Annotated in this window: 13 protein-coding genes; 10 read left to right on the top strand and 3 right to left on the bottom strand. The window is 42.2% G+C overall.

Going from position 1 to position 21,729, the window contains the following annotated elements; translation table 11 throughout:
* Positions 1-13: 13 nt before the first annotated feature.
* The 3 genes from IJE10_07935 to IJE10_07925 all read left to right on the top strand — a co-directional run bounded on the left by IJE10_07935 (position 14) and on the right by IJE10_07925 (position 6,716).
* Positions 14-3,991, top strand: coding sequence for a PolC-type DNA polymerase III (locus tag IJE10_07935; protein MBQ2968028.1), 3,978 nt, complete (start codon positions 14-16; stop codon positions 3,989-3,991).
* A gap of 103 nt (positions 3,992-4,094) precedes the next feature.
* Positions 4,095-4,712, top strand: coding sequence for a single-stranded DNA-binding protein (locus IJE10_07930; GenBank protein MBQ2968027.1), 618 nt, complete (start codon positions 4,095-4,097; stop codon positions 4,710-4,712).
* A 162-nt stretch (positions 4,713-4,874) separates the two neighbouring features.
* Positions 4,875-6,716 (top strand): DUF4234 domain-containing protein, encoded by a 1,842-nt coding sequence (locus IJE10_07925; protein ID MBQ2968026.1) that lies wholly within the window; start codon positions 4,875-4,877, stop codon positions 6,714-6,716.
* A gap of 48 nt (positions 6,717-6,764) precedes the next feature.
* On the opposite strand, the gene IJE10_07920 is transcribed toward IJE10_07925, so the two are convergent.
* Positions 6,765-7,766, bottom strand: coding sequence for a hypothetical protein (locus IJE10_07920; GenBank protein ID MBQ2968025.1), 1,002 nt, complete (start codon positions 7,764-7,766; stop codon positions 6,765-6,767).
* A 194-nt stretch (positions 7,767-7,960) separates the two neighbouring features.
* Positions 7,961-9,094, bottom strand: coding sequence for a glycoside hydrolase family 27 protein (locus tag IJE10_07915; GenBank protein MBQ2968024.1), 1,134 nt, complete (start codon positions 9,092-9,094; stop codon positions 7,961-7,963).
* Between the two features lie 163 nt (positions 9,095-9,257).
* Between IJE10_07915 and IJE10_07910 the strand changes: the two genes are divergently transcribed.
* Complete coding sequence (locus IJE10_07910) at positions 9,258-11,585, top strand: glycoside hydrolase N-terminal domain-containing protein (GenBank protein ID MBQ2968023.1); 2,328 nt, start codon at positions 9,258-9,260, stop codon at positions 11,583-11,585.
* A 27-nt stretch (positions 11,586-11,612) separates the two neighbouring features.
* Here IJE10_07910 and IJE10_07905 read toward each other — a convergent pair whose 3' ends face one another.
* Positions 11,613-12,356 (bottom strand): helix-turn-helix transcriptional regulator, encoded by a 744-nt coding sequence (locus IJE10_07905; protein ID MBQ2968022.1) that lies wholly within the window; start codon positions 12,354-12,356, stop codon positions 11,613-11,615.
* Between the two features lie 153 nt (positions 12,357-12,509).
* Between IJE10_07905 and IJE10_07900 the strand changes: the two genes are divergently transcribed.
* From IJE10_07900 to IJE10_07875, 6 genes are all read left to right on the top strand, one after another.
* Complete coding sequence (locus IJE10_07900; protein ID MBQ2968021.1) at positions 12,510-17,297, top strand: hypothetical protein; 4,788 nt, start codon at positions 12,510-12,512, stop codon at positions 17,295-17,297.
* A 125-nt stretch (positions 17,298-17,422) separates the two neighbouring features.
* On the top strand, positions 17,423-18,262 hold the full coding sequence (locus IJE10_07895) for a YitT family protein (protein ID MBQ2968020.1): 840 nt from the start codon (positions 17,423-17,425) through the stop codon (positions 18,260-18,262).
* A 142-nt stretch (positions 18,263-18,404) separates the two neighbouring features.
* The gene (locus IJE10_07890) at positions 18,405-19,580 is read left to right on the top strand and encodes an aminopeptidase P family protein (protein MBQ2968019.1); all 1,176 of its coding nucleotides are present in this window, start codon (positions 18,405-18,407) and stop codon (positions 19,578-19,580) included.
* Positions 19,573-19,947, top strand: a complete 375-nt coding sequence (locus tag IJE10_07885; GenBank protein ID MBQ2968018.1) for a hypothetical protein — start codon at positions 19,573-19,575, stop codon at positions 19,945-19,947. Before IJE10_07890 ends, IJE10_07885 begins: the two co-directional genes overlap by 8 nt.
* 9 nt (positions 19,948-19,956) lie before the next feature.
* Positions 19,957-20,757: an AAC(3) family N-acetyltransferase gene (locus IJE10_07880; protein ID MBQ2968017.1), complete on the top strand. Its 801-nt coding sequence runs from the start codon at positions 19,957-19,959 to the stop codon at positions 20,755-20,757.
* A 14-nt stretch (positions 20,758-20,771) separates the two neighbouring features.
* Positions 20,772-21,506 (top strand): creatininase family protein, encoded by a 735-nt coding sequence (locus tag IJE10_07875; GenBank protein MBQ2968016.1) that lies wholly within the window; start codon positions 20,772-20,774, stop codon positions 21,504-21,506.
* The last annotated feature ends 223 nt before the right edge of the window (positions 21,507-21,729 follow it).

The following is a 21,729-nucleotide window of genomic DNA, read 5'->3' as shown; positions in this document are numbered from 1 at the left end:
CATAGGAGATAAAATGAAATTTTTAGATGTATTTAAAGCGATTATACCCAATGCCGAATTTGTGGCGGCGGAAATCGAAAACGTTGTTATGAAACGCGGAGAAAACTATCTCTCTGCGGATATTGTGTTGCCTTTTCGCATTTCGGAAGAGGTACAGCAAGCGTTTTCAGATGAAGTTCGTTCGGTTTACGGCATTGAAAATATAGATTTTTCTTTTAAGTTCACAGCACCTGAACCGATTGTTGTGGAAATGCCGGCAGTAACTGCAAAACCTGCAGGCAATGCACCAAGCGGAGAAGAAAAACCTAAAACGGATTTGATATACGGCAAAAAAGCACCGGATGGTCCGATTGAGAAAATTGCAAATATTGATGAATATTACGGCAGGGTTACGGTCGAAGGAACTGTATTCGGCACCGATTCCATGGAAACCAAGACAGGAAAAATCATTTTCCGTTTTGATATGACTGATAAAACCTCGTCTATTACCGTTAAAATGTTCTTAGATCCAAAAAAGAACAATTTAGATGTGATGGACAGAGTGAAAAAAGGTGTGTCGGTGCGTGTATTCGGGGATGCCCGTTACGACCAGTTTGACCATGAAGTAACCATGATGGCAACCGCGATTCAGGAAATAAAATTGCCTGAAAAGAAAGATGATGCGCCTGAAAAACGTGTGGAACTGCACTTACATACCAAGATGAGTGCCATGGATGCGGTCATTGAAGCAGAGGATGCGGTAAAACGCGCGGCAAAATGGGGACATAAGGCAATCGCTATTACTGACCACGGTGTTGCCCAGTCTTTCCCGGATGCGTATGATGCAGGCGGAAAATACGGAATTAAAATCATATACGGCATGGAATGCTATCTGATTGATGACAGCATAAAAATCGTAGACGGGGAGTGCGATCAGATTTTTGATGGCACATTTGTTGCCTTTGATATTGAAACCACGGGATTAAGTCCCTTAAATTCCGAAATCATTGAAATCGGCGCTGTGAAAATCGAAAACGGTGCTGTGGTTGATGAGTTTGATATGTTTGTAGACCCGGGCTTTGAAATTTCCGAGTTTACCACCAATTTAACAGGCATTACCAATGAAATGCTGGCAGGACAGCCTTCTCTGGACGAGGTGTTACCTAAGTTCTTAGATTTTATCGGTAACCATCCTTTGATTGCACATAACGCACCCTTTGATTGCGGGTTTATTTCCTACGCCTGCAATAAACGGAATCTGAAGTTTGAAAATGCATCTATTGATACACTGGTTATGGCAAGATGCATGGATAAACAGCATACGAAATATACGTTGGATGCAGTTGCCGGCAGATATAAAATCGACATGGGAAGCCACCATCGCGCAAATGATGATGCCAACACCTGTGGTCAGATTTTCTTAAAATTCTGCGAACAGCTTAAAAATGAAAATATCAAGCGTGTCAGTGAACTAAATGAGCGCATCGCTTCTTTTGATTACACCAAAGAAAAAACATATCATGCCATTATTCTGGTTAAAAATCAGGATGGTATGAAAAATCTGTTCCGTATCATCTCGGAATCACACATCAATTATTTCCATCGCCGTCCGCGAGTGCCCAGAAGTATTTTAGAGCGCAACCGGGAAGGCTTGATTTTAGGCTCTGCCTGCGAAGCAGGTGAGTTATACCGTGCGATTTTAGACGGAAAGCCCAAAGAACAACTGAAAAAAATTGCTGATTTTTATGATTATCTGGAAATTCAGCCCCTTGGCAATAACCGTTTTATGCTGGATAAGGGAATTGTGAACAGCATCGAAGAATTAATGGGACACAACAAACTAATTGTAGACCTTGCAAAAGAGCTTGGTAAGCCCTATGTTGCAACCTGTGACGCTCATTTCTTAGACCCCGAGGACAGCATTTACCGCTCCATTATTCAGGCAGGTCAAGGGTATGATGACGCGGACAATCAGGCACCGCTATTCTTCAGAAACACCAACGAAATGCTGGACGAATTTACTTATCTTGACGATGAAACCCGTTACAAAGCAGTTATTGAATATCCGAATATGATTGCGGATATGGTGGAGGATGACTTGCATCCGATTCCGAAGAATACTTATGCACCGAGCATTGAAGGGGCAGAGGATGATGTTCGAAACATTTCAGAGGCACGCGCCAAAGAAATTTACGGTGAGGATTTGCCACCATTGGTTCGCGAAAGAATGGAAAAGGAATTCCATTCCATCATTGACAACGGTTTTTCGGTGATGTATGTTATTGCGCAGAAGCTGGTGTGGGATTCGTTAGATCATGGCTATCTGGTAGGTTCAAGAGGCTCTGTTGGTTCTTCTTTTGTTGCATTCTTAATGAAAATCACCGAAGTAAATTCGCTGATTCCGCATTATATCTGTCCGAATTGTAAAAATGTTGAGTGGATTGAGGACGGCTCTGTGGGGTGCGGTATGGACTTGCCCGATAAGGCTTGCCCGAAATGCGGAACACAGTTTTATAAAGACGGACACGATATCCCGTTTGAAACCTTTCTTGGATTTTATGGGGATAAGGACCCTGATATTGACTTGAACTTCTCGGGTGAGTATCAATCGGAATCCCACAGATATACCGAAAAAATATTTGGTGAAGACCATGTGTTTAAAGCAGGTACCATTTCCGGCCTTGCGGAAAAAACTGCATACGGGTATGTTTTAAAATACCTGGAAGAGCGCAAGAAAACCGCAAGTAACGCTGAGAAGAACCGGCTGAAAATGGGGTGCGAAGGCGTTAAGAAAACCACCGGTCAGCATCCCGGGGGCATGGTTGTTGTACCTGCAGACATGGATATTTTGGACTTTTGTCCCATTAACCGTCCGGCGGATAAAAAGGATTGTAATTTTATCACAACCCATTTCGATTACGGTAAGATGAAGGGTACGTTGCTAAAATTTGATATTTTAGGTCGTGATGACCCGACCGTGCTTCGTATGTTGTCCGACTTAACGGGCGTTGATGTTACAACCATTCCATTGGATGACCCGGGTGTTATGAGCTTGTTTACTTCTACGGAGGCATTAAAGTACAAACCTGAATTCTTAGAAGGCGACCATATGCTTGACGTGGTTGGTACTTATGCAATCCCCGAATTTGGTACAAACTTTGTTCGTCAGATGCTTGTGGATACAAAACCCACAACTTTTTCGGAATTGGTTCGTATTTCAGGTTTGTCACACGGTACAAATGTGTGGCTGAATAACGCACAGGATTTGGTTAAAGCAGGAACAGCTTCTCTGAAAGAGGTTATCTGTACCCGTGACGATATTATGACCGAGCTGATTCGATGGGGTGTGGAAAATAAGACTGCGTTTGATATTATGGAATTTACCCGTAAGGGTAAGCTGAAACAGCATATGGATATGATTCCGCATATGGAAGAGGCAGGCGTGCCGCAGTGGTATATCGATTCCTGTCTTAAAATCAGTTACATGTTCCCCAAAGCCCATGCGGCGGCATATGTAACCATGGCGTACCGAATTGCGTGGTTTAAAGTGCATAGACCTGAAGCGTTTTATCAGGCATATTTTACAGTTCGTGCGGATGAATTTGATGCTTCCATTATGACAAAAGGCGTTGAAAAGGTCAGAGAGACCATGTATAATATGCGTCACAGCGAAACAAAGCTTTCGGCAAAGGATAATAACACGTTAACCATTCTGGAAGTTTGTAACGAAATGTACAGCCGTGGTTACACCTTCGTGCCTATAGACCTTTATAAATCGGATGCGAAGAAATTCCTAAAGACTGACGAAGGTATTCTGCCTCCGTTAAATGCGCTGGCAGGTCTTGGTGAATCGGCGGCAATTGCAATTGTAGAAGCCAGACAGCAGGGTGAATTTATGACCATTGACGATTTAAGAGTGCGCGCAGGCGTAAACAAAACAGCCATCGAGGTGCTTAAAGCAGAAGGCTGTCTTGACGGTATGCGCGAATCCAATCAGCTGACATTTTTCTAAAATCTGTATATTCCCGATATTGTTTGCATACATATAGTATAGAACAAAGCGGCGGCAAACCGAATGTTTGCCGCCGTATTTTTTAAAACAATGGGGGATCGTTATGGAATGCATTGACACAAATAATCTGGTTCAGCTGGAGGGGAAAGTTTTAAGCGGCTTAATGCTAAGCCACGAGATTTACGGGGAACAGTTTTTTAAGTTTGAATTGCTTGTACCGCGCCTGAGCGAAAGCGCGGATACTATAATTGTTACAGCATCGGAACGGCTTTTAAACGAAATGAATATTTCGCCCGGAAAAATGGTACAGGTGGAAGGACAGTACCGCTCTTATAATAACTACAGCGGGCAGGGCAGTAAGCTTGTTTTAACGGTTTTTGCGAAGAATCTGTATCCCATGACTGCCGATTTTGCTTCGCCAAACTTTGTGTACTTAAATGGCTTTGTTTGCAAAGCACCAACATACCGTACCACACCCTTCGGCAGAGAAATTGCGGACATTTTACTGGCTGTGAACCGTCAGTACGGCAAATCGGACTATATTCCGTGCATTGCCTGGGGCAGAAATGCAAAGTTTTGCGCAACTTTAGAGGTTGGAACCAATCTGAAAATATGGGGCAGAATTCAGAGTCGTGTTTACAAAAAGAAGCTGGATGAAGAAACCTATGAAGAAAGAACCGCCTTTGAAGTGTCGGTCTCCAAGCTTGAAATTGTTAAATAACGATATTTATATTTGAAAAATGAGCATGATAAATATTATGCTCATTTTTTTGGAAATTTTTGTCGAAATAGATTGACTTTTAGTACAATCGGGCGTATAATTGATGTATACAGAAGTTACATGATGTAACAATTTCTAAAAAAACAAAAAGGAGAATGTTTTATGAACAAAAAAACACTTGGTATCAGCACAATTGTGCTGGCGGCGCTGACGTTAATCCTGTCGGCAATGGATTATTTTATTGACATCAATCTTTTTAGAAGTATCGCGCCGGTTTTCTTTATCGCAACGATTGTTTGCGGTTATCTTGCCTTTCATGAAGACACGGCTTTTGCCGGCAAATGGACATGGGTTGTGATAATTGTTTTACTCTCAGAAATGATATTTGTTCCATTTTTACGAATTCTTGATTTTGATAATCATGGGTTAAATATTCTGGGAATGATTGTAACCTTATTGTTTGTGTTATCCTGGGCATGTGTATTGGCGTCAGTATTGTTTAAAAAGCTGTTTAAGCTTATGCCGATTGGATTTGCTGCTTTAGCACTTGTTTCTGTTGTTTCGGCAATTGCAAACAAGTACTTTGACTTCTTTACATTTTTGCATATTGCAACCTATGTGTTGTTTGCACTCATTTCCTTCGGTATTTTGCCAAAATTGAATACATATTTCAGATGGGCAGTTATTGTTTTACTTTTGTTATCCTTCCTGGATTCCTTGTTCCTGTTCATCGCTTTACTTACATTGGTCATTCTTTTGGTGCCCTTCAAACGTTTTGGTTTTGCTGTCAGAAAGCTTTTAGCGCTTCTTCTCGTTGTTGTTGCTGTTCTTACAATTTTGACAACCTTTGCATCCAATCCCTTTGGTACAGCTATTCGTGAGGAAATCAAAGAGAACGAAGCAGAGATTGCTTCTCTTGAAGAGAAAATTGAAGCCTTTGATAAATTTACACACTTTGAACATGATTACAGTTACTACTGGGGTTCTTCTGACATATTGGAATGGAACGATTACAAGGATGAAATGAAGAGGACGGAGTTTGACAAAGCGATTGAGCTTGTTGAACAAGCTATGGAAGACGAAGGTATGACAGTTTATTCTACTTCACACTCTCTGGAGTTAGATGAAGACGATTTTTATTCTGTAAGAGAAGAACTTCCAGGAAATCTTGCGTATTGTATAGCCAATCAAAAGCAACTTTCTGACATGTATACATCAACAGTTGTTGAAGGTGTTTTGGCTTTGATTATGATGCTTATCGTTGTGGCAGGATTGATTTGTCTTGCGGTTTGCCTTTTCAAAAATAAGTACGGAATGCTTGCTATGCTTTCCTGTGCTATGATGGGCTTTGCAACCTTGCTTTACATGTTTATCAGCACTGATAGTCGTGCATATTTCAGCTTTGATATATTGAATTATACTATTTTCGATTTCCTGGCAAGCCCGTATCTCTGGAGCGGTGTGGTTATTGCGATGTTTGCAGTCATTTTTGCCGGCAAGTATCAAAAGCTTATTAAATTCAGAGTTATTGCAATTATTGCGGCTGTTATCACGGTGTTAATCGGTGTTTCCGGTTTTTCTTCCAATCCTTTGTCGCACGTTGCTTTATCACTTTATGCTGTAACCATGATTTGTATTTCCTTTATTCTTGTTCCTTGCGTATTTACAGAATATAACGGCATTGGAAAACACATTTTCTTCAGTATTATTACTTTGGGCATTTGGAATCTGATCTGGACCTATAATGTAACAAAGAATCTGAACAAGGTTGCTTCTGTTGAAGACAGAAAGCCTGTTAAGGAATTGTTGCTTTGCATTTTCCTCCCGCTTTATAATGTTTACTGGATTTATAAGACAGCAGAAAATGTTGAAGCATATGGTGAAGAAAACAGCAAATCGTTTAAGATTTCTGTTCTATGCCTTGTCTTCGCCATCTTTATGCCTCTTCTGTCTACAGTTTTGATTCAGGATAAGATTAACAAAATCGTAGGCAAACCCGAATAAAACAATTAATAAAAGCCCGGAAATCCGGGCTTTTTTTGTATGCATTATTTAGATAAAGGGGCGTCTGTCTAATACAAGTTTAAGAGGCTTTTCGGAGCGGATTTCACCAGGCAGTGCCTGCTGAAGCTCAGCTAAGCAACACAAAACGCCAAACAGACGGTGTAGGTCGTTGATACCATCGTGGGTTTTCCAGTCTAAGCTGTTTAAAAACGCCAGATGCTTTTCTGCAAAATCCCGCATAACTGCTTTGGCTTCTTCTGTGCGGTGTCCGCATTGGCGGAGTGCGCGGTTTAAGCAGTAAATAAAGTCTACTGCGAGGAAATCGCAGGCTTCATGAAAACCGCTTCCCATTTTTTTGTTATTATAAAGCCAAAGGCAGGTGTCAATCATCTTTTCGGGATAACGGATAGGCATTTTGGCATATTCATGATTAAAAAGATAATGGAAAGTACCTGCTAAGTGGTAGTAAAGAGGTTTATTACCCTTGTCCACATAGCCCTTTCGCCAGAATCCTGTGTCGGGGTCAGCTTCTTCAAAAAACCATTTAAAATAGGCTTCCTGCCAATTTAAATCCACTTCGCCGTTCAGCACCAAAGCTGCATAAATACCGGCACCTTCGTGCGAGCCGTCCCAGGCATTGTTGGCATAATCTATGCTTTCTAACAGCTGATACAAGCCCGAAACTGTGGTATATTGCTTTAAATCGTGCATTTTGTAAAGAGGCTTTGCTTCAAAAAGCTCCAGCGCTGCCGCACAATGGGCAGTGGTATGAATGAAATGATGGGTTTCCTCGGTGAAAAGTCCCGTTTTTTCATCCTGCAAGCTCTGTAACGCACGCACAGAGGCTTCGCGTTCGGCAGCATCTGCTGGGAAAGCACCAATGGTGTAGAGAATATTTGCCGCATCCGCACATCCGTATTCGTTAATGCCAAGTCTTCGGCTCCCTTTTTCGTCCTGCCAAAGCCAACGGCAGTAAACGCCCGGCTCTAATTTATGGGAACGAACGACTTCCATGCTTTGTTTTATCAGATTATCAATATTCATATGCATACCTCACTAAAATAAAGTACAACCAATTTCTTTGAAAAAATCAATTTTTTCCTGCAGAGCTTTTTCCGAAACCTTAAAATAGTCAGCAAGACAGGACAGGCAAAGAAAAGTCTCTGCCTGTCTGTTAATCATTTTTCTGTATAATGCTTTTTCATCGTGTGAAAGTTTTCTTTCACATTGCTTGCAGGTTTGAATCAAAATGCAAATGTTCCTTTCAGAACTGCACAGCCGTGTGCAGGAATTGTTTTGGTGTAGCTGTCCTTGATAATACCCAAATCTTCGCCGGTAAACACATCTTTCAACTTAAGACCAATGCCGGTATAATAGGGAAGACCTGCGTTTGCAAAATTTGCGGTTACTTCCTTATCGCCATCCGAGAAGTTGAACATGCCGATTGCAAATTCGTTGTTTGCAAGATGTTTGAAGAAAATATGGGTTTCGTAGGTGTTAAAGTAAAGGTTATTGATTTCGTGCGGCGGTCTGCCTTCAATATCCTGGTTGATTGCAATTAAATCCTTGTTGAGCAGAAGTGCTTTGTTTTCGGGGCTGAGCTTGCGAAGGTCTGCACCAATCATCAAAGGCGCATGGAACATTGCCCAAAGTGCAAAGTGGGTTTTGTATTCTTCATCTGTGCAGCCGTTTTCAATACCTACATGACCTTTGCCGTGCATGCCAACGATAAGCATATCCGGGTCATTAAAGCAGTAGGGTGCAGACATGGAAAGATTCGGAATCTGGCTTTCTGCAATATCCTTAAAGGATACGAAATTATCTAAGATATCTCTGGTGGAACGGTACATATGTACACCAATCGAACGCATCCAGTTCCAAGGCTCGCCTGTACCCCAGTTACAAGCAGAGAACAGAATTTCGCGTCCGCTTGATTTAAGAGCCATGCTCATGGTTGCATAAGCCAACTGGTTGTCTGCGTTTGCAGGGAAGTTGCAGAAATCGTATTTTAAGAAGTCAACACCCCATTCTGCAAACAGCTTTGCATCCTGGTATTCGTGACCGAAGCTTCCGGGATAGTCTGCACAGGTACGAACACCGGCGCAGGAGTAAATACCGAATTTCAAGCCCTTGCTGTGTACATAGTCCGCAACAGCCTTAATGCCGGAGGGGAATTTTTCGTGGCTGGGAACTAAATTTCCGTCAGCATCACGCTGCTTTTCAGCCCAGCAGTCATCAATAACCAGATATTCATAGCCTGCATCCTTATAACCTTCGGATACAAGATAATCCGCCATTTCTTTGATTAAATTTTCGTCAATATCACGTGCAAAAGTGTTCCAGGAATTCCATCCCATAGGTGGTGTTTTTGCTAACATAATAATCGCTCCTTTTTTCTCTTTTTTGATACTCTTATTATACATAGCAGAAAGTGTTTTGTCAATGTATATTTCGAAACCCCCAACAAAAAGACAAATAAAAATGAATTGACAAATAAGAAACTGTGTTGTATAATGCAATTAATTTCGGGGAGGTTTGATTATGCGAAACCAATTGATTATGAAATATCCGGCATCCTGCTATAAAGATGCCTGGCGCGAGGCGTTTCCTGTTGGTAACGGTGAGATTGGTGCGCTGGTGTATGGCGGTGTAGGGCATGAAATAATTGCTTTGAATCACAGCCGTCTCTGGCGCGATAAAAAAATTGCACCACTTCCGGATGTGCACGAAGCATTGACAAAAATGCGGACACTTCTGGCGGAAAACAAGGTCAAAGAAGCAGAAAATGTTTTGTCGGAGGCACTGAAGGAAAAGGGGTTTAAGGGTGAAACCTTTGGAAAACCGCTTCCGCTCTGCGACATAGATATAGTGACCGACTGTCATGCTCCCTTTAAGCATTACAGACGTTTTTTAAACATGGATACTGCCGAGACGGTTGTGTGCTGGCATGAAGAGGATACCTTTTTTAAGCGCAGAGCTTTTGTATCGAGGGAAAATGATGTTTTCTATTGCAAAATTACGGCAGAAGGAACGAAAAAATATAACGCACTCTTTGATTTGAAGGTGCACGACCTGCAAACCATCGGTGATTTAACGCCTCCTGAAGGTGTTACCGACTATAAGGAAAATACGGTATTCTTTCATTCTGAGTGGGATGAACCGTATGGTGCGGTTTTGCAGATTTCGCATGACGGTAAGTCTATGGTAGAACAAAACGGCATTCGCGTAACCGATGCAAGCCAAATTGAGCTTAAGCTCAAAGCATTTGTAGATGGCGATGCATTGGAACAATTTAAAGAAATTGAGCAGGATTTAAGCGATGCACCGGATTATGATACAGCTTTTAAAAGCAGCTCTGCGTTACATAACGAGATTTTTGGGAAAACCGTGTTTAAGCTTGGAAACGGCGTAGGCGATACTGCAAACGAACTACTGCTGATGGATGCGTATGATTCGGAAATGTCTGAGGAGCTTACGGAAAAACTCTGGTCCTTTGGCAGATATTTGCTTGTTTGCGCCAATAAAGAAGGCGGGCTTCCGTGCCATCTGTATGGGCTTTGGTGTGGTGACTACAATGGAATGTGGGCATATAACATGTTTAATGTCAACATTGAAATGATCTACTGGCAGGCGCTGAGCGGAAATATGCCTGAGCTTCTTCTAAATGTATTCAATTACGTGGAAAGTCATATGGACGATTACCGGGAAAATGCCAAAAAGCTTTTCGAATGTCGTGGAATTAACATCTGTTCCGTGAGCACGCCCGAGAGTGGTCTGCATAAGCTTTTGTATCCGCATATTTTGCATTGGACAGGCGGTGCAGGCTGGATTGCCCAGCATTATTTTGATTATTATCTGCATACAAGAGATGCAGAATTCTTAAAAACAAGAGCACTTCCGTTCATGTATGAAACTGCACTTTTCTATGAAGATTATCTTTCGGTGGGAGAGGATGGATATCTGGTTTCGTCACCTTCCAATTCACCTGAAAACGTACCCGGAAATGTGTTGCACGATTTAAAATGCAATTCAGAAGTCAATGTAAACGCAACCATGGATTTTGCAATTGTAAAAGAGCTTTTGTCCAATCTTTTGGAAGGTGCTCAGCTTTGTGGAATGTATGTGGAAAAAATGGAAAAATGGAGAGAGATGTTGAATAAAATTCCGCCGTATCAAGTGAATGAAGATGGTGCCTTGGCAGAATGGATGCATCCATTTTACAGAGACAATTACCAACACAGACATGAATCGCACTTATATCCCGTTTTCCCGGGCAAGGAAATTACAAGAAATAACAATCCTGAATTGCACAAAGCCGCAGAGGTTGCGGTTGAAAAACGAGAAGTTGTCGGCATAAAGGAACAGTCCGGTTGGTCTATGGCGTATATGGCAAATGTATATGCGAGACTGGGACAAGGCGATAAGGCATTAAACGCCATTGATATTCTTGCCAAATCTTGCGTGCTTTCTAACTTTTTTACGACACATAATGACTGGCGACGTATGGGTATTGTTTCGTGCATGGGAATGGAAACCAAAGCGCCTGTTCAGCTGGATGCCAACATGGGTATCACAAGCGCAATCCATGAAATGTTTGTTTTTTCTGCACAAAATGAGCTGTATTTGTTCCCGGCACTTCCCGAAAGATGGGGCAGTGGCACAATTGGTCCTTTGCTTACATCTACCAACACTGAAGTAACGTTAACATGGAACGAAAATAAAGCGGTTATACTTTTGAAACAGTTGCAGGAAGATGCTGATCTGATTTTGATTTTGCCGGAAAAGATGTATTTTGAATTAAACGGTAGTCAAGAAATGCAAATGGCTTTGTCTGCAGATGAAACAATCGAAATTACGGTTATGTTTTAAAAAATAGCAACAGCGTTTTCGCTGTTGCTATTTCTTTTTGGTTTTTTCAGGAGATTCATGAAAATGCTTTTTATACGCACGGCTGAACGTGTAGATATCATTGTATCCCACATCCTGCGCCACCTGACCGACACTTTTGCCGTCTTTTAACAGTATGTATGCACGGTTCATTCTTGCGTTTGTAATGTAACGGTATGGTGTAATACCAAGTTTTTTAACGAAAAGCTTATGCAGATAGACTTTGCTGATATGGCATTTTTCTGCAAGCACGTCCAGTGAGAGGGAAGTGTCGTTAAAATGTAGGGCAATATGTTCCAGTGCCGGTAAAAGAACGGCATCCTTTTCGTTTGTGGATTCCGGGAAAGCAAGACTCATGATTCTGTACAGAACAGAAAAGGATTTTGCATTATTTTTTGCCGAAGGGACAATACGCAGAAGATTTAGTTGATCGTGCGCGTTTTCCAATTCTCTGATTTCAACAGCAGATATGTGTTGTGGTGCATCCAATGGGTTTTGGTCATAAAAATTAAACAAATATGCATCTGTGTCGGCGGTTGCGTGATACACATAAGAAAGGTTACGCGGGATATACATCGGATGCTCGGCATCACATATAATTGTACCAAAATCGCCTTCAAAAACAAGAGTGCCTCGAATCGGGAAATAAAGGGATGAATCTACGCGGTTTTCAATTTGCCACTGAACACCTTTTTCCCAGTGACGGCGATAGCTTAATATGAATTTTTCAACAATGGGTATCTGATCTGTCATATCAATCACCTCTTTTTATAATTATAGCACATATTTTTAGCATTTTCAATGGCAAAAGTATAGTTTTTGTTAAATTTTGTATAGTTTATACAATTGCGAACAAATATACGATTTGTTAAAATTATATATAGATAAATAATCGGGAGGTATATTATGAAAAAGAGTATTTCTATGATGCTTGTTCTTTTGTTGGTTTTCTCTATGATGCCGTTCTCGGCATTTGCGAGCGAGCTGAAAAAGGACAACGTGTACATTGTATTAGGCCCTGAAGGTTTTACCGATTTGGGTAACTGGCAGGTGCAGACCGATCCTGCGACCGGTTACAAAATTATAATGGGCGCAACCAATAGTGTTCCAAGTCTTGATACACCTGCAACCATTAAGGTGTGTCTGCCGAAGGAAGGGACGTATAAGCTTTGGGTACTGTCTAAAGACTTTGCGACCATGCCCGGCACGCGTCCTTATACAGTTCAGCTTGGCAGTGTAATTACGCAACAATTCGGTGCACATTGCGTTGACGGCTTTTCCTGGGAAGCAACAGACCCGTTCATGGCTTTTGGCGGTGAGCAGGTTGTTTCTGTGATTGATTCCAAAGGCAACTGTGCAAGATGTGCTGCGATTGTCATTACAGATGATTTAGACTTTACGCCACCGACATCTAAAGAGGATGTAGAAGCTTTGATTTCTGCACATCAGTACAAAGAAGGGGATTATACTTTTTCTCCTGATGCGGACTTTTCCGGGAGACCTGACAGCGAAATTGCTGTGAAGCTGAACGGCGAGTGGATGACCTTTGATGTAGATCCGATTCTTTTGAACGACAGAACTATGGTTCCGTTCCGTGCGATTTTTGAAGCACTCGGTTGCGTGGTTTCCTGGGATGATGAGAATCAGACCGCGATGGGCAGACGAAACGGATTGGAAGTCAGCCTTCCCATTGACGATGTAAATGTAAAAGTAAACCGCAAGCCTCAAACCTTAGACCAACCTGCCGTTTTGTTAAACGACAGAACACTTGTACCGCTTCGTTTTGTATCCGAAGCGCTTGGTGCGCAGGTTTCCTGGGATGATACCACGCAGACCGTATCTATTCTGGCTAATGTTCCCGAAGAAATGGTTTTGTTTACCCAGGAATCCTATACTGATGTTGGTACATGGGTAATGGAACAAAATGCAGATGGGGCGTTCAACACTTCTGCCATGCGAGGTGCGGTACCTTCTGATATCAACGCAACCTTAGAGGATGCAGATGCCTCGAACAACAAGCCTGCAATCGCACCCTTTGAACTCAGTAAGGGCGGTACATACCGTATCTGGGTGCGTTCCAAAGACTTTGCGCAGAATCAGCAGGGACACAGATTCTTTAATCTGCAATTTAATGACCGGCCGATGTTAGAGCATAAATACGGCACCCACGGTGATACCGGCTACAAGTGGGCAACAGGTGGCACAATCGAACTACCTGCAGGCAAAAACACTATGTATGTACATGATACCTCAGGCTTCTATGCCCGTTATGATGCCATTTTGCTTTCTAAGGATTTAGATTATGTGCCGGCTGAAAATTATCAGACAGTAACGCGCAACGTAATGCCTTATAATAATGTGCCGGACTTTAACCTTTCTTTCCCGGCTTATGCCAACGAAGAAGGTACACCTACAGAAAGCACATCTATCGAAAACGAAGATACAAAGGTTGTATTCTATAAGGTTCCTACCTCTCGCGGACAGGTTGTACAGAACGAAATTTATGCAAAGCATAACGGTCAGTGGGTAAAAACCAAGAACAGAAATGAAGATTTAGGTTACCTTGTTTATCAGGCAACCGAAGCCGGTTACTCCGTTTCCCGTGACATTTACGGTATTTCCATGAAATACAATTATGACGGAAACACCTATGGCGGTCTTACGGAAGATCCCTACAAAGCAGGTGCACCGCACTATTTCATTCCCACCGATTATGTTGCAGATGCAAATGGCGTAACCTTAGTTTCCGAAAATGAAACTGGCGTATTAAAAGCAACCTGGAGAACCGATGCGGAAAGATATCCTTTGGTATCTATTGACTTTTCACCCAGCACAAACGGTTATTACAGCATCGCGGTATGGGAAGGAAAGGGTTTTGAACAGCAGGAATATTCCTTTGCTTTAGCACCGCTTCGCATTCAGTATAAGCGTGTGCCGGAAGAACCGCAGCTTCTGACCGAACAGTATCTGTATACCCCCATGGGCACACTTACCCTTTACGATAATAATGCCTACAGCAATGTTGCGGTTACCAAGGGCGTTGTGTTCGATCCGTCCTGGATTCCTCAAAGATGGGTTTATGATTACAACTCTATTTTGGGTATTACCATGCACGGCCTGAATGGTTTGCACAGAGGTACTGCTTTTGCACCTGTTATGGGTTCAAAGGAATCTAAAATGGATGCCGGTTCTACCTATAACCTTCGTGTGCGTATTGTCAGTGATGTGGCAGACTGGTTTGATAGCTATTCGGTTATCGCAGAAGATCTTTTTGATGTAGACAGTTACAGAAAGAACTATATCCGCTCACTGAACGATGTTATTTTTAACACCCGTGACCTGATTTTGGATGACAAATATGCAGGCTGGGATGTATACGACAAAGCACATTACAACATGGAAAGCAGTAACACCACCTCCATGGGTAACTCTATGCAGGCTTTGCAGGATTACTTGCTCTCTGAAGATGAAGAGATGCTTGAAAGACGTACCATTCCGACCATTGCCAATGCGCTAACCCGTAAAAACCTCCACTTTAACCGTATTGGTGAGGGTAACGGTCCGTATTTAAAGACAGATTCTATTTCGCCCATTGGCGAGCCTATCAAGGGCTTTAACGCAAACATTATGCTTGGTATGTATGAAATGAGCCAGGGCGCAATTCCGTTCCTTTATGATTACGGTGTTGAAAAGGGGAATACCGAGGTTGTAAATACCTACGGCTCCATTCCGCCTTTTGCAAATGATATTGCAATGTATCAGCATACAGGTGAACAAAAATATCTGGACAACGCTATTGCACTTGCAGATAAATATCTGGAAGAGGAAGTGTATAAAGAAAGCTACATTCAGCAGGACTGGAACACCTTTGTTTACATCTCCTGCGTGCCGAACATGTCTTCGCTCCTTGATATGTACGAGCTTACCGACGACAAAAAGTATCTGGACGCGGCAGAATATGTTGCGCAGGTTATGACCACATGTCTATGGGTTCCCGGTGTGGACGGTGACAAGAGAACCAATCTTGTGGAAGCGAATAACCTTGAAGAAATTCAGAAGAATTTTGTTTATAATTCCGAAGTAAACAGCACCATGTGGTGGGCAGGTCCTTCCCAGATGCGTATCGGCAGAGAAGGTGACCTTTCCAACACAAGCCACAACAATGATATCATTACAGGCCTTACCAAAAACGTAGAAGGATGGCTTCCGTCCCGTGTAAGCCTTGGTATTGAACAGCCCTCTACCTTTGTAAGAAGTGCACATATTGTGATGCAGTCCTTTGTGGGTGATTTCATGAAGCTTTCTGCATATACCGGCGAGGATTTTTATGCAAACCTTGCCCAAAACTCGATTCTGGGTCGTTATAACAGTTATGAAGGCTATTACAGAAGTGCATTCATGACCTATGAACAGGAAACCAACTATCCGGTTGACGGCCCGGATTACACAGGTATTTACTGGCACCATTTACCGCCTTACATTGCAATGCTGGAAGATTTCTTAATCAATCAGACCTATGCATTTTCGGGACAAAATATTGAATTCCCGGCACTTCGTCAGCAGGGTTATGCTTACTTTAACTCCAATCAGTACGGTCATAAGCCCGGCAAATTCTATGATGAAGCAGATATGTGGCCCTGGCTTGCCAAAGGCATCGTAGAGCCTGATTCCATTCAGATTGACTGGATGGCAGCAAGAAAAGACGGGGTAGTGGGTATTGCGTTTATGAACGAAGATTTTGACGCTGTAACCACAACCATTAAGCTTGGAGATAAAATTGAAGGCGGTGCAAATTATAACGGCACAGCAACACTTTATGATAAAACAGGCAAAATTGGCACAGTGGATGTGGTAAACGGTGCATTTACCTTAACTGTTCCGTCTAAATCCTTGCAGGCGGTTAAGCTGAATATTGATACTGTTAAAGCACCTTCCTTTGCGGCACTCCGTAATCAGATTCAGGATACACAAATCGGTGCAACCGTATCCCATCATAAAGCAGGTAAGGGCTATACCTTACAGATGTCTGCAGATCACTACTATGCGTATGTGTATACCACTCATACCCAGGCAGACATTCAGAGTGCAACCTTAACCTATCAGATTGACGGTGGTGAAAAGAAAACCGAAACAGCTACAGTTTATCCTTTTGAATTTATTATTAAGGTAGACAATCCGGATGCTGTATTTACCTATACGCTTTCCGAAACCATGAAGGATGGCAGTGTAGTTGATGCGGGTAGTGGCAAGCTGATGACTGCCCTTAAATCCAAGGCTGAAGGCATTGTGTATGAAAAACCGACCGCATCTGCACCTTCGACACCTTCTGCACCCTCTACGGGTTCTGATGCATCTGTATCGGACGAAGCAAAAGCACTAAAATTCAAGTCGACCGAGTTTGAAATTGTTCAGCAAGGCTCTCAAGCCTCCGAATTCAGATTTGTTATCGATACAAAGGTGCTTCCCTTTGAACTGACCGCAACCAATGCGTTGGGCCTTAAAGTTACGGCAGACCTTGTGGACAAGGGTGAAACCCAGAAAATGGATGGCTTCGTTTCTTCTGTTGAGCTTCGGGACGGTGGCAGAGCCGTGCTTGTGATTAAATCCAATATTAACGCAAGCAACTACGGCAGTGGCACAGGTCCTGGCATGACCCACAAATGGGAAAAAATTACTATTCATCCGTTTGAATAATTAAACTGAAAGAACCGCCATATGGCGGTTCTTTTTTGAAAAAGTCGTTTTTTTCATAAATAAATGGTTGAAAAAACTTAAGTTTTGTAGTATGATGTAAGCAAACGAAAAAAAGGAGATGCATTATGAAAAAATTCAAAAGCTTTTTTTGGATGACATTTGGTAGTTTTCTTCTTGCTGTGGGCGTGTATTTCTTTAAAATTCCCAACGGCTTTGCTACGGGTGGTGTGTCGGGTATTGGTACCTTGCTTGCTAAGGTTACACCCATTTCAGCAGGTGTTTATATCTGGTCGCTGAATATCGCGCTACTTGTACTTGGCTTTTTGTTACTTGGAAAACAAAATACCGTAAAGACCGTGTATTGCAGTATGCTGTATTCGGCAATTACCTATTTGTTTGAGCTTTTTATGCCACTTAATGCACCGTTATCCGACCAGCCCTTTTTAGAATTGATTTATGCCATGCTTTTAACCTCTATCGGCTCGGCTATGATTTTTAACAGCGACGGCTCTGCAGGCGGTACAGACATTATTGCGTTAATCCTGAAAAAATTTACAAGCCTTGATGTAGGCAAAGCGCTTCTGATTTCCGACTTTGTGGTTGCTGCAAGTTCGTTTTTCGTATTCGGTATTGAAGCAGGACTCTTTTCTATCTTAGGATTGTTTGCCAAAGCGTTTTTAGTGGATGCGGTTATTGAAAATTTAAATACCTTTAAATATTTTGTAGTTATCACGGATAAACGGGAAGAAATTTCTGAATTTATCATCAAAACGTTGCATCACGGTGTAACGGTAAGCAATGTAGTGGGTGAGTACACAAAAAATGAAAAAAACATGATTCATACCGTTTGCCGAAGAATCGAAGCCATAAAGCTACGCAACAAAATCAAAGAAATTGATCCGCACGCCTTTATCATTATTACCACCAGCAGTGAAATTATCGGTCGAGGCTTCAGAAGTGTATAAAAAAAGCTCTGCATTTTGCAGAGCTTTCATTGTCTTTTATAACATAAATTTAAGATTGTGCAAAAAAAGTTTATTATCGGTCAAATACAAAAGGGAATTCTTGATGTATAATAAAAGTAAATAAAAAAGGAGGAATGTAAAAATGAGTAAAAGAATTTGTATCCCCGAAAGCGAGTATAAGGACAGAATTGCAAAGGCGGCAAAATTAGTGCGCGATAAGGGCCTCGATGTTATGGTTGTATCCAGCACCGAATCGGATTATGCAAACGCAAGATATTTCAGCGGTTTCTGGCCGTTGTTTGAAAGAGCAGGCGTTGCAATTTCTGCAACCGGCGACGCAGCATTGATGGTAGGTCCCGAATCTGCAATCTTTGCAAAAGACGTTTCCAAGCTTGATAAAATCTTTGTTTTAAGAGAATTCAGAGAATCTGCTGACCCTGCATATCCTGAACTGCATGCTGACACATTTAAAGATGTGTTCAAAAGCATCGGTGTATCGGGCGAAAACATCAAAATTGGTCTGGGTAGCTATGTAGAATGTACGCTGCCGATTTTTGAAGGCTTGAAAGAAAGCTATCCCAATGCTGAAATTTCCAATTGCAATGATATTATGGTAACCTTACGTAAAATCAAGAGTATCAATGAATTAGCTTGCATTCAGGAAGGCTTCCGAATCATTGAACTTGCCACCGACGAAGTTATCCGTCAGCTTAAGCCCGGCGTTACCGAGCTTGAAATGGTTGGTGTTGCACAAAAAGTTATTTATGAAGAAGGCGCAGAATACGAAGGTCTTCCGATGTATGTATTCAGCGAAAAGTCCACAAGTCATGCAATTTCCCGTTCCAGTTACAAAACCATCAACAAGGGCGATATTGTTCAGTTGAACCTTTCTGCTAAAATTGACGGTTATTCTCCTGCAATCGGTCTGCCTGTCGTTATGGGTAAATTGGAAGGCAAGAGAAGAGAAACTGTTGAATTCTGCCTTCAGGCACACGACTGGACTGTGGAACAGTTAAAGGCAGGTAAAATGGCAAGCGATGTTGCAAAGGATTTCTACAAGCTTTATGTAGAGAACGGCTTTAAAGATAACTTTGTATACGGTCCCTGCCACGGCACGGGTATGATTGAAGTAGAAGCACCCTGGATGGAAACCACTTCCGATTATCCGCTGGAAGAAAACATGACCTTCCAGGTGGATACCTTTATTTCGGGCGACGGCTTTGGTGTAAGATGGGAAAAAGGTGTTGCAATCACAAAAGACGGCTGCCATTCCATGACCGACTACTTAAAGAAAGGAATCATTGAACTCGATGTGTAATCAAGGTGTAGGTAAAAAAACTTGGATTTTACCGGATTGCGAATTACCGCAGCCCGGGGAAGGTAAGGCAAAGGGGCATGAATCTGTAATCATTGTGAATGATAATGAACAGGATGTAAAAATCAAAGTTACCCTTTACTTTACTGATAAAGACTGCTATGAGGATATCGAATGGACAGTCGGCGCGAAAAAGGTACGTTGCTTCAGAATGAACAATCTTACCGATATGTGCAATTTTGAAGTGCCCTTTGAAACCCAGTATGCCATGAAGCTAGAAGCAAGCGGAAACATTGTTGTGCAGTATGGAAGACTGGATAACACACAGGCAAACCTTGCGTTTTACACAACTTTAGGCTACGCTGAATAAGGTGATTTTATGATTTGTAAACAAGATGTTGTTTCATCCCTGAATAAACTCGGTATTTTAAAAGGAGATTCTGTTCTGGTGCATTCCTCATTGAAAAGCTTTGGTGAAGTGGATGGCGGCGCAGATACGGTGATTGATGCATTTTTAGAAGCTGTAGGAAGCGAAGGCACGGTTGTCGTGCCGACGCTTTCCATGAAAAACTTTTCGGATGCATATGATACCTGGCATATGGATAAGCCTTCCGATACAGGTCTGATCACAGAAGTGTTCCGTCTAAGACCGGACGCTTTAAGAAGTAATCAGGCAACCCATTCGGTCGCTGCAATCGGCAAGAAAGCGCTTTACTACACCGAAACCCATGGCAATTCAGGTGAGCGGTACGGCATTTACGGTGCTACGCCCTTTGCAAAGGATTCTCCCTGGCAGAAAATGTTTGAGGACAATGTAAAAGTTGTTTTGGTTGGTGTGGATTTTGATAAGCTGACATTTCGGCACTTACTTGAATACACATTGGTAGATGAAGTGCTGGAGAATGCAAGAAAATGTGGTGTATATGATAAAGCCGTGCAAAGCATCTGCAGTTTTGAAGGCAGAAGCAAACGAAGCGACACCTATTTCTGGCCGTATATCAGCGATAAGCTTACAGACTTTGCAAAAGCTTATACATCTGAAGCTTATTGCGGAAATGCACTTTTAAAAGTGTTAAATATTCAACCGTTCGGCAAAGCGCTTTTAGAAGATGTTCGTCAAAACCCCGAAAATTGGTATGAAGGCAATATTTTGAAATGGTTTGAAGAAAACCGCGGATAAGGAGATGCTGCTATATGTATTTAGATAAAATTTTCCCGCGTGAAACTACAAAAGCGAAGGAAAACAATACACCGCTTGTCATTGTTGGCGGTACAGTTGAATACCACGGTGCGCATTGTGCGTACGGCTGTGACACTCTGGTTGCCCAGGGCTTGCTTGAAAAGCTTGCTGAGAAAAAGGAGCTTATCATTGCTCCTTCCATTAGCTACAGCCCGGCAAGCTATGCAGTAGGCGATGAGACCAGCGGAACAGTTCATGTGGAAGAAAACGCGTTTGAACAGTATGTGTATTATGTGTTCATGAGCCTCTTAAGCTCGGGCTTCAGAAACATTTATGTTCTGATTCACCACCAGTTTGAGCAGGAATCCTTAATGCCCATGACTCTTTCTTATATGAAAGCGGCAAAACGTGCAACCATGGCTTACCTTGAAAAAACAAAAGGACAGGGCTGGTGGGGCAGTGAAAGCTACAACACCTATTATGAAAACCTGGATAACGAAGACAATCCCTTTGGCTGGATTAAAGTTATCCCGACTATGAGCACAGAGGTGCAGAATGCAACCGGATACGACCATGCAGGTAAATTCGAGTCCTCTATTCTGATGTCTTTGTATCCCGATACCGTTCAGCTTGACAGACTTGGTGACGTAAATCACTGGTTCACCAAAAATGCGGTAGAAGCGAATAAAGAACTGGGCGACGAAATGGTTCGTCTTTCTCTTGAATACTTAGACAAAACAATTGTTTAATATAAAAACCGACTTTTTTATAAAAGTCGGTTCAGATTGTCGAAAAAGTCGTTCTACCGCAAGCAAAGAACTATTTGTTGTTCTGAGCGAAGCGAAGAATCTCCGGTTTGAACAGATGTTGAATGGAGCGGAATCCATCGAGGATTCCGCTCCATTGCTTGCTTTTTGTCAATTTGAACTCTACCGTACCTCTGTACGCCGACGAATTCAAATTGACAAAATA

This window comes from Clostridia bacterium (assembly GCA_017410375.1).
Taxonomy (GTDB): domain Bacteria; phylum Bacillota; class Clostridia; order RGIG6154; family RGIG6154; genus RGIG6154.
Note: the sequence above shows the minus strand (reverse complement) of the source record. Positions and strands in the feature narration are given on the sequence as shown.

What these genes read in the sequence shown, in the direction of transcription:
- IJE10_07880 (MBQ2968017.1), top strand. Translation starts at nt 19,957, where the DNA reads ATGATTTGTAAACAAGATGTTGTTTCATCCCTGAATAAACTCGGTATT.
- IJE10_07885 (MBQ2968018.1), top strand. Translation starts at nt 19,573, where the DNA reads ATGTGTAATCAAGGTGTAGGTAAAAAAACTTGGATTTTACCGGATTGC.
- IJE10_07930 (MBQ2968027.1), top strand. Translation starts at nt 4,095, where the DNA reads ATGGAATGCATTGACACAAATAATCTGGTTCAGCTGGAGGGGAAAGTT.
- IJE10_07900 (MBQ2968021.1), top strand. Translation starts at nt 12,510, where the DNA reads ATGAAAAAGAGTATTTCTATGATGCTTGTTCTTTTGTTGGTTTTCTCT.
- IJE10_07875 (MBQ2968016.1), top strand. Translation starts at nt 20,772, where the DNA reads ATGTATTTAGATAAAATTTTCCCGCGTGAAACTACAAAAGCGAAGGAA.
- IJE10_07890 (MBQ2968019.1), top strand. Translation starts at nt 18,405, where the DNA reads ATGAGTAAAAGAATTTGTATCCCCGAAAGCGAGTATAAGGACAGAATT.
- IJE10_07925 (MBQ2968026.1), top strand. Translation starts at nt 4,875, where the DNA reads ATGAACAAAAAAACACTTGGTATCAGCACAATTGTGCTGGCGGCGCTG.
- IJE10_07910 (MBQ2968023.1), top strand. Translation starts at nt 9,258, where the DNA reads ATGCGAAACCAATTGATTATGAAATATCCGGCATCCTGCTATAAAGAT.
- IJE10_07920 (MBQ2968025.1), bottom strand. Translation starts at nt 7,766, where the DNA reads ATGCATATGAATATTGATAATCTGATAAAACAAAGCATGGAAGTCGTT.
- IJE10_07895 (MBQ2968020.1), top strand. Translation starts at nt 17,423, where the DNA reads ATGAAAAAATTCAAAAGCTTTTTTTGGATGACATTTGGTAGTTTTCTT.
- IJE10_07915 (MBQ2968024.1), bottom strand. Translation starts at nt 9,094, where the DNA reads ATGTTAGCAAAAACACCACCTATGGGATGGAATTCCTGGAACACTTTT.
- IJE10_07905 (MBQ2968022.1), bottom strand. Translation starts at nt 12,356, where the DNA reads ATGACAGATCAGATACCCATTGTTGAAAAATTCATATTAAGCTATCGC.
- IJE10_07935 (MBQ2968028.1), top strand. Translation starts at nt 14, where the DNA reads ATGAAATTTTTAGATGTATTTAAAGCGATTATACCCAATGCCGAATTT.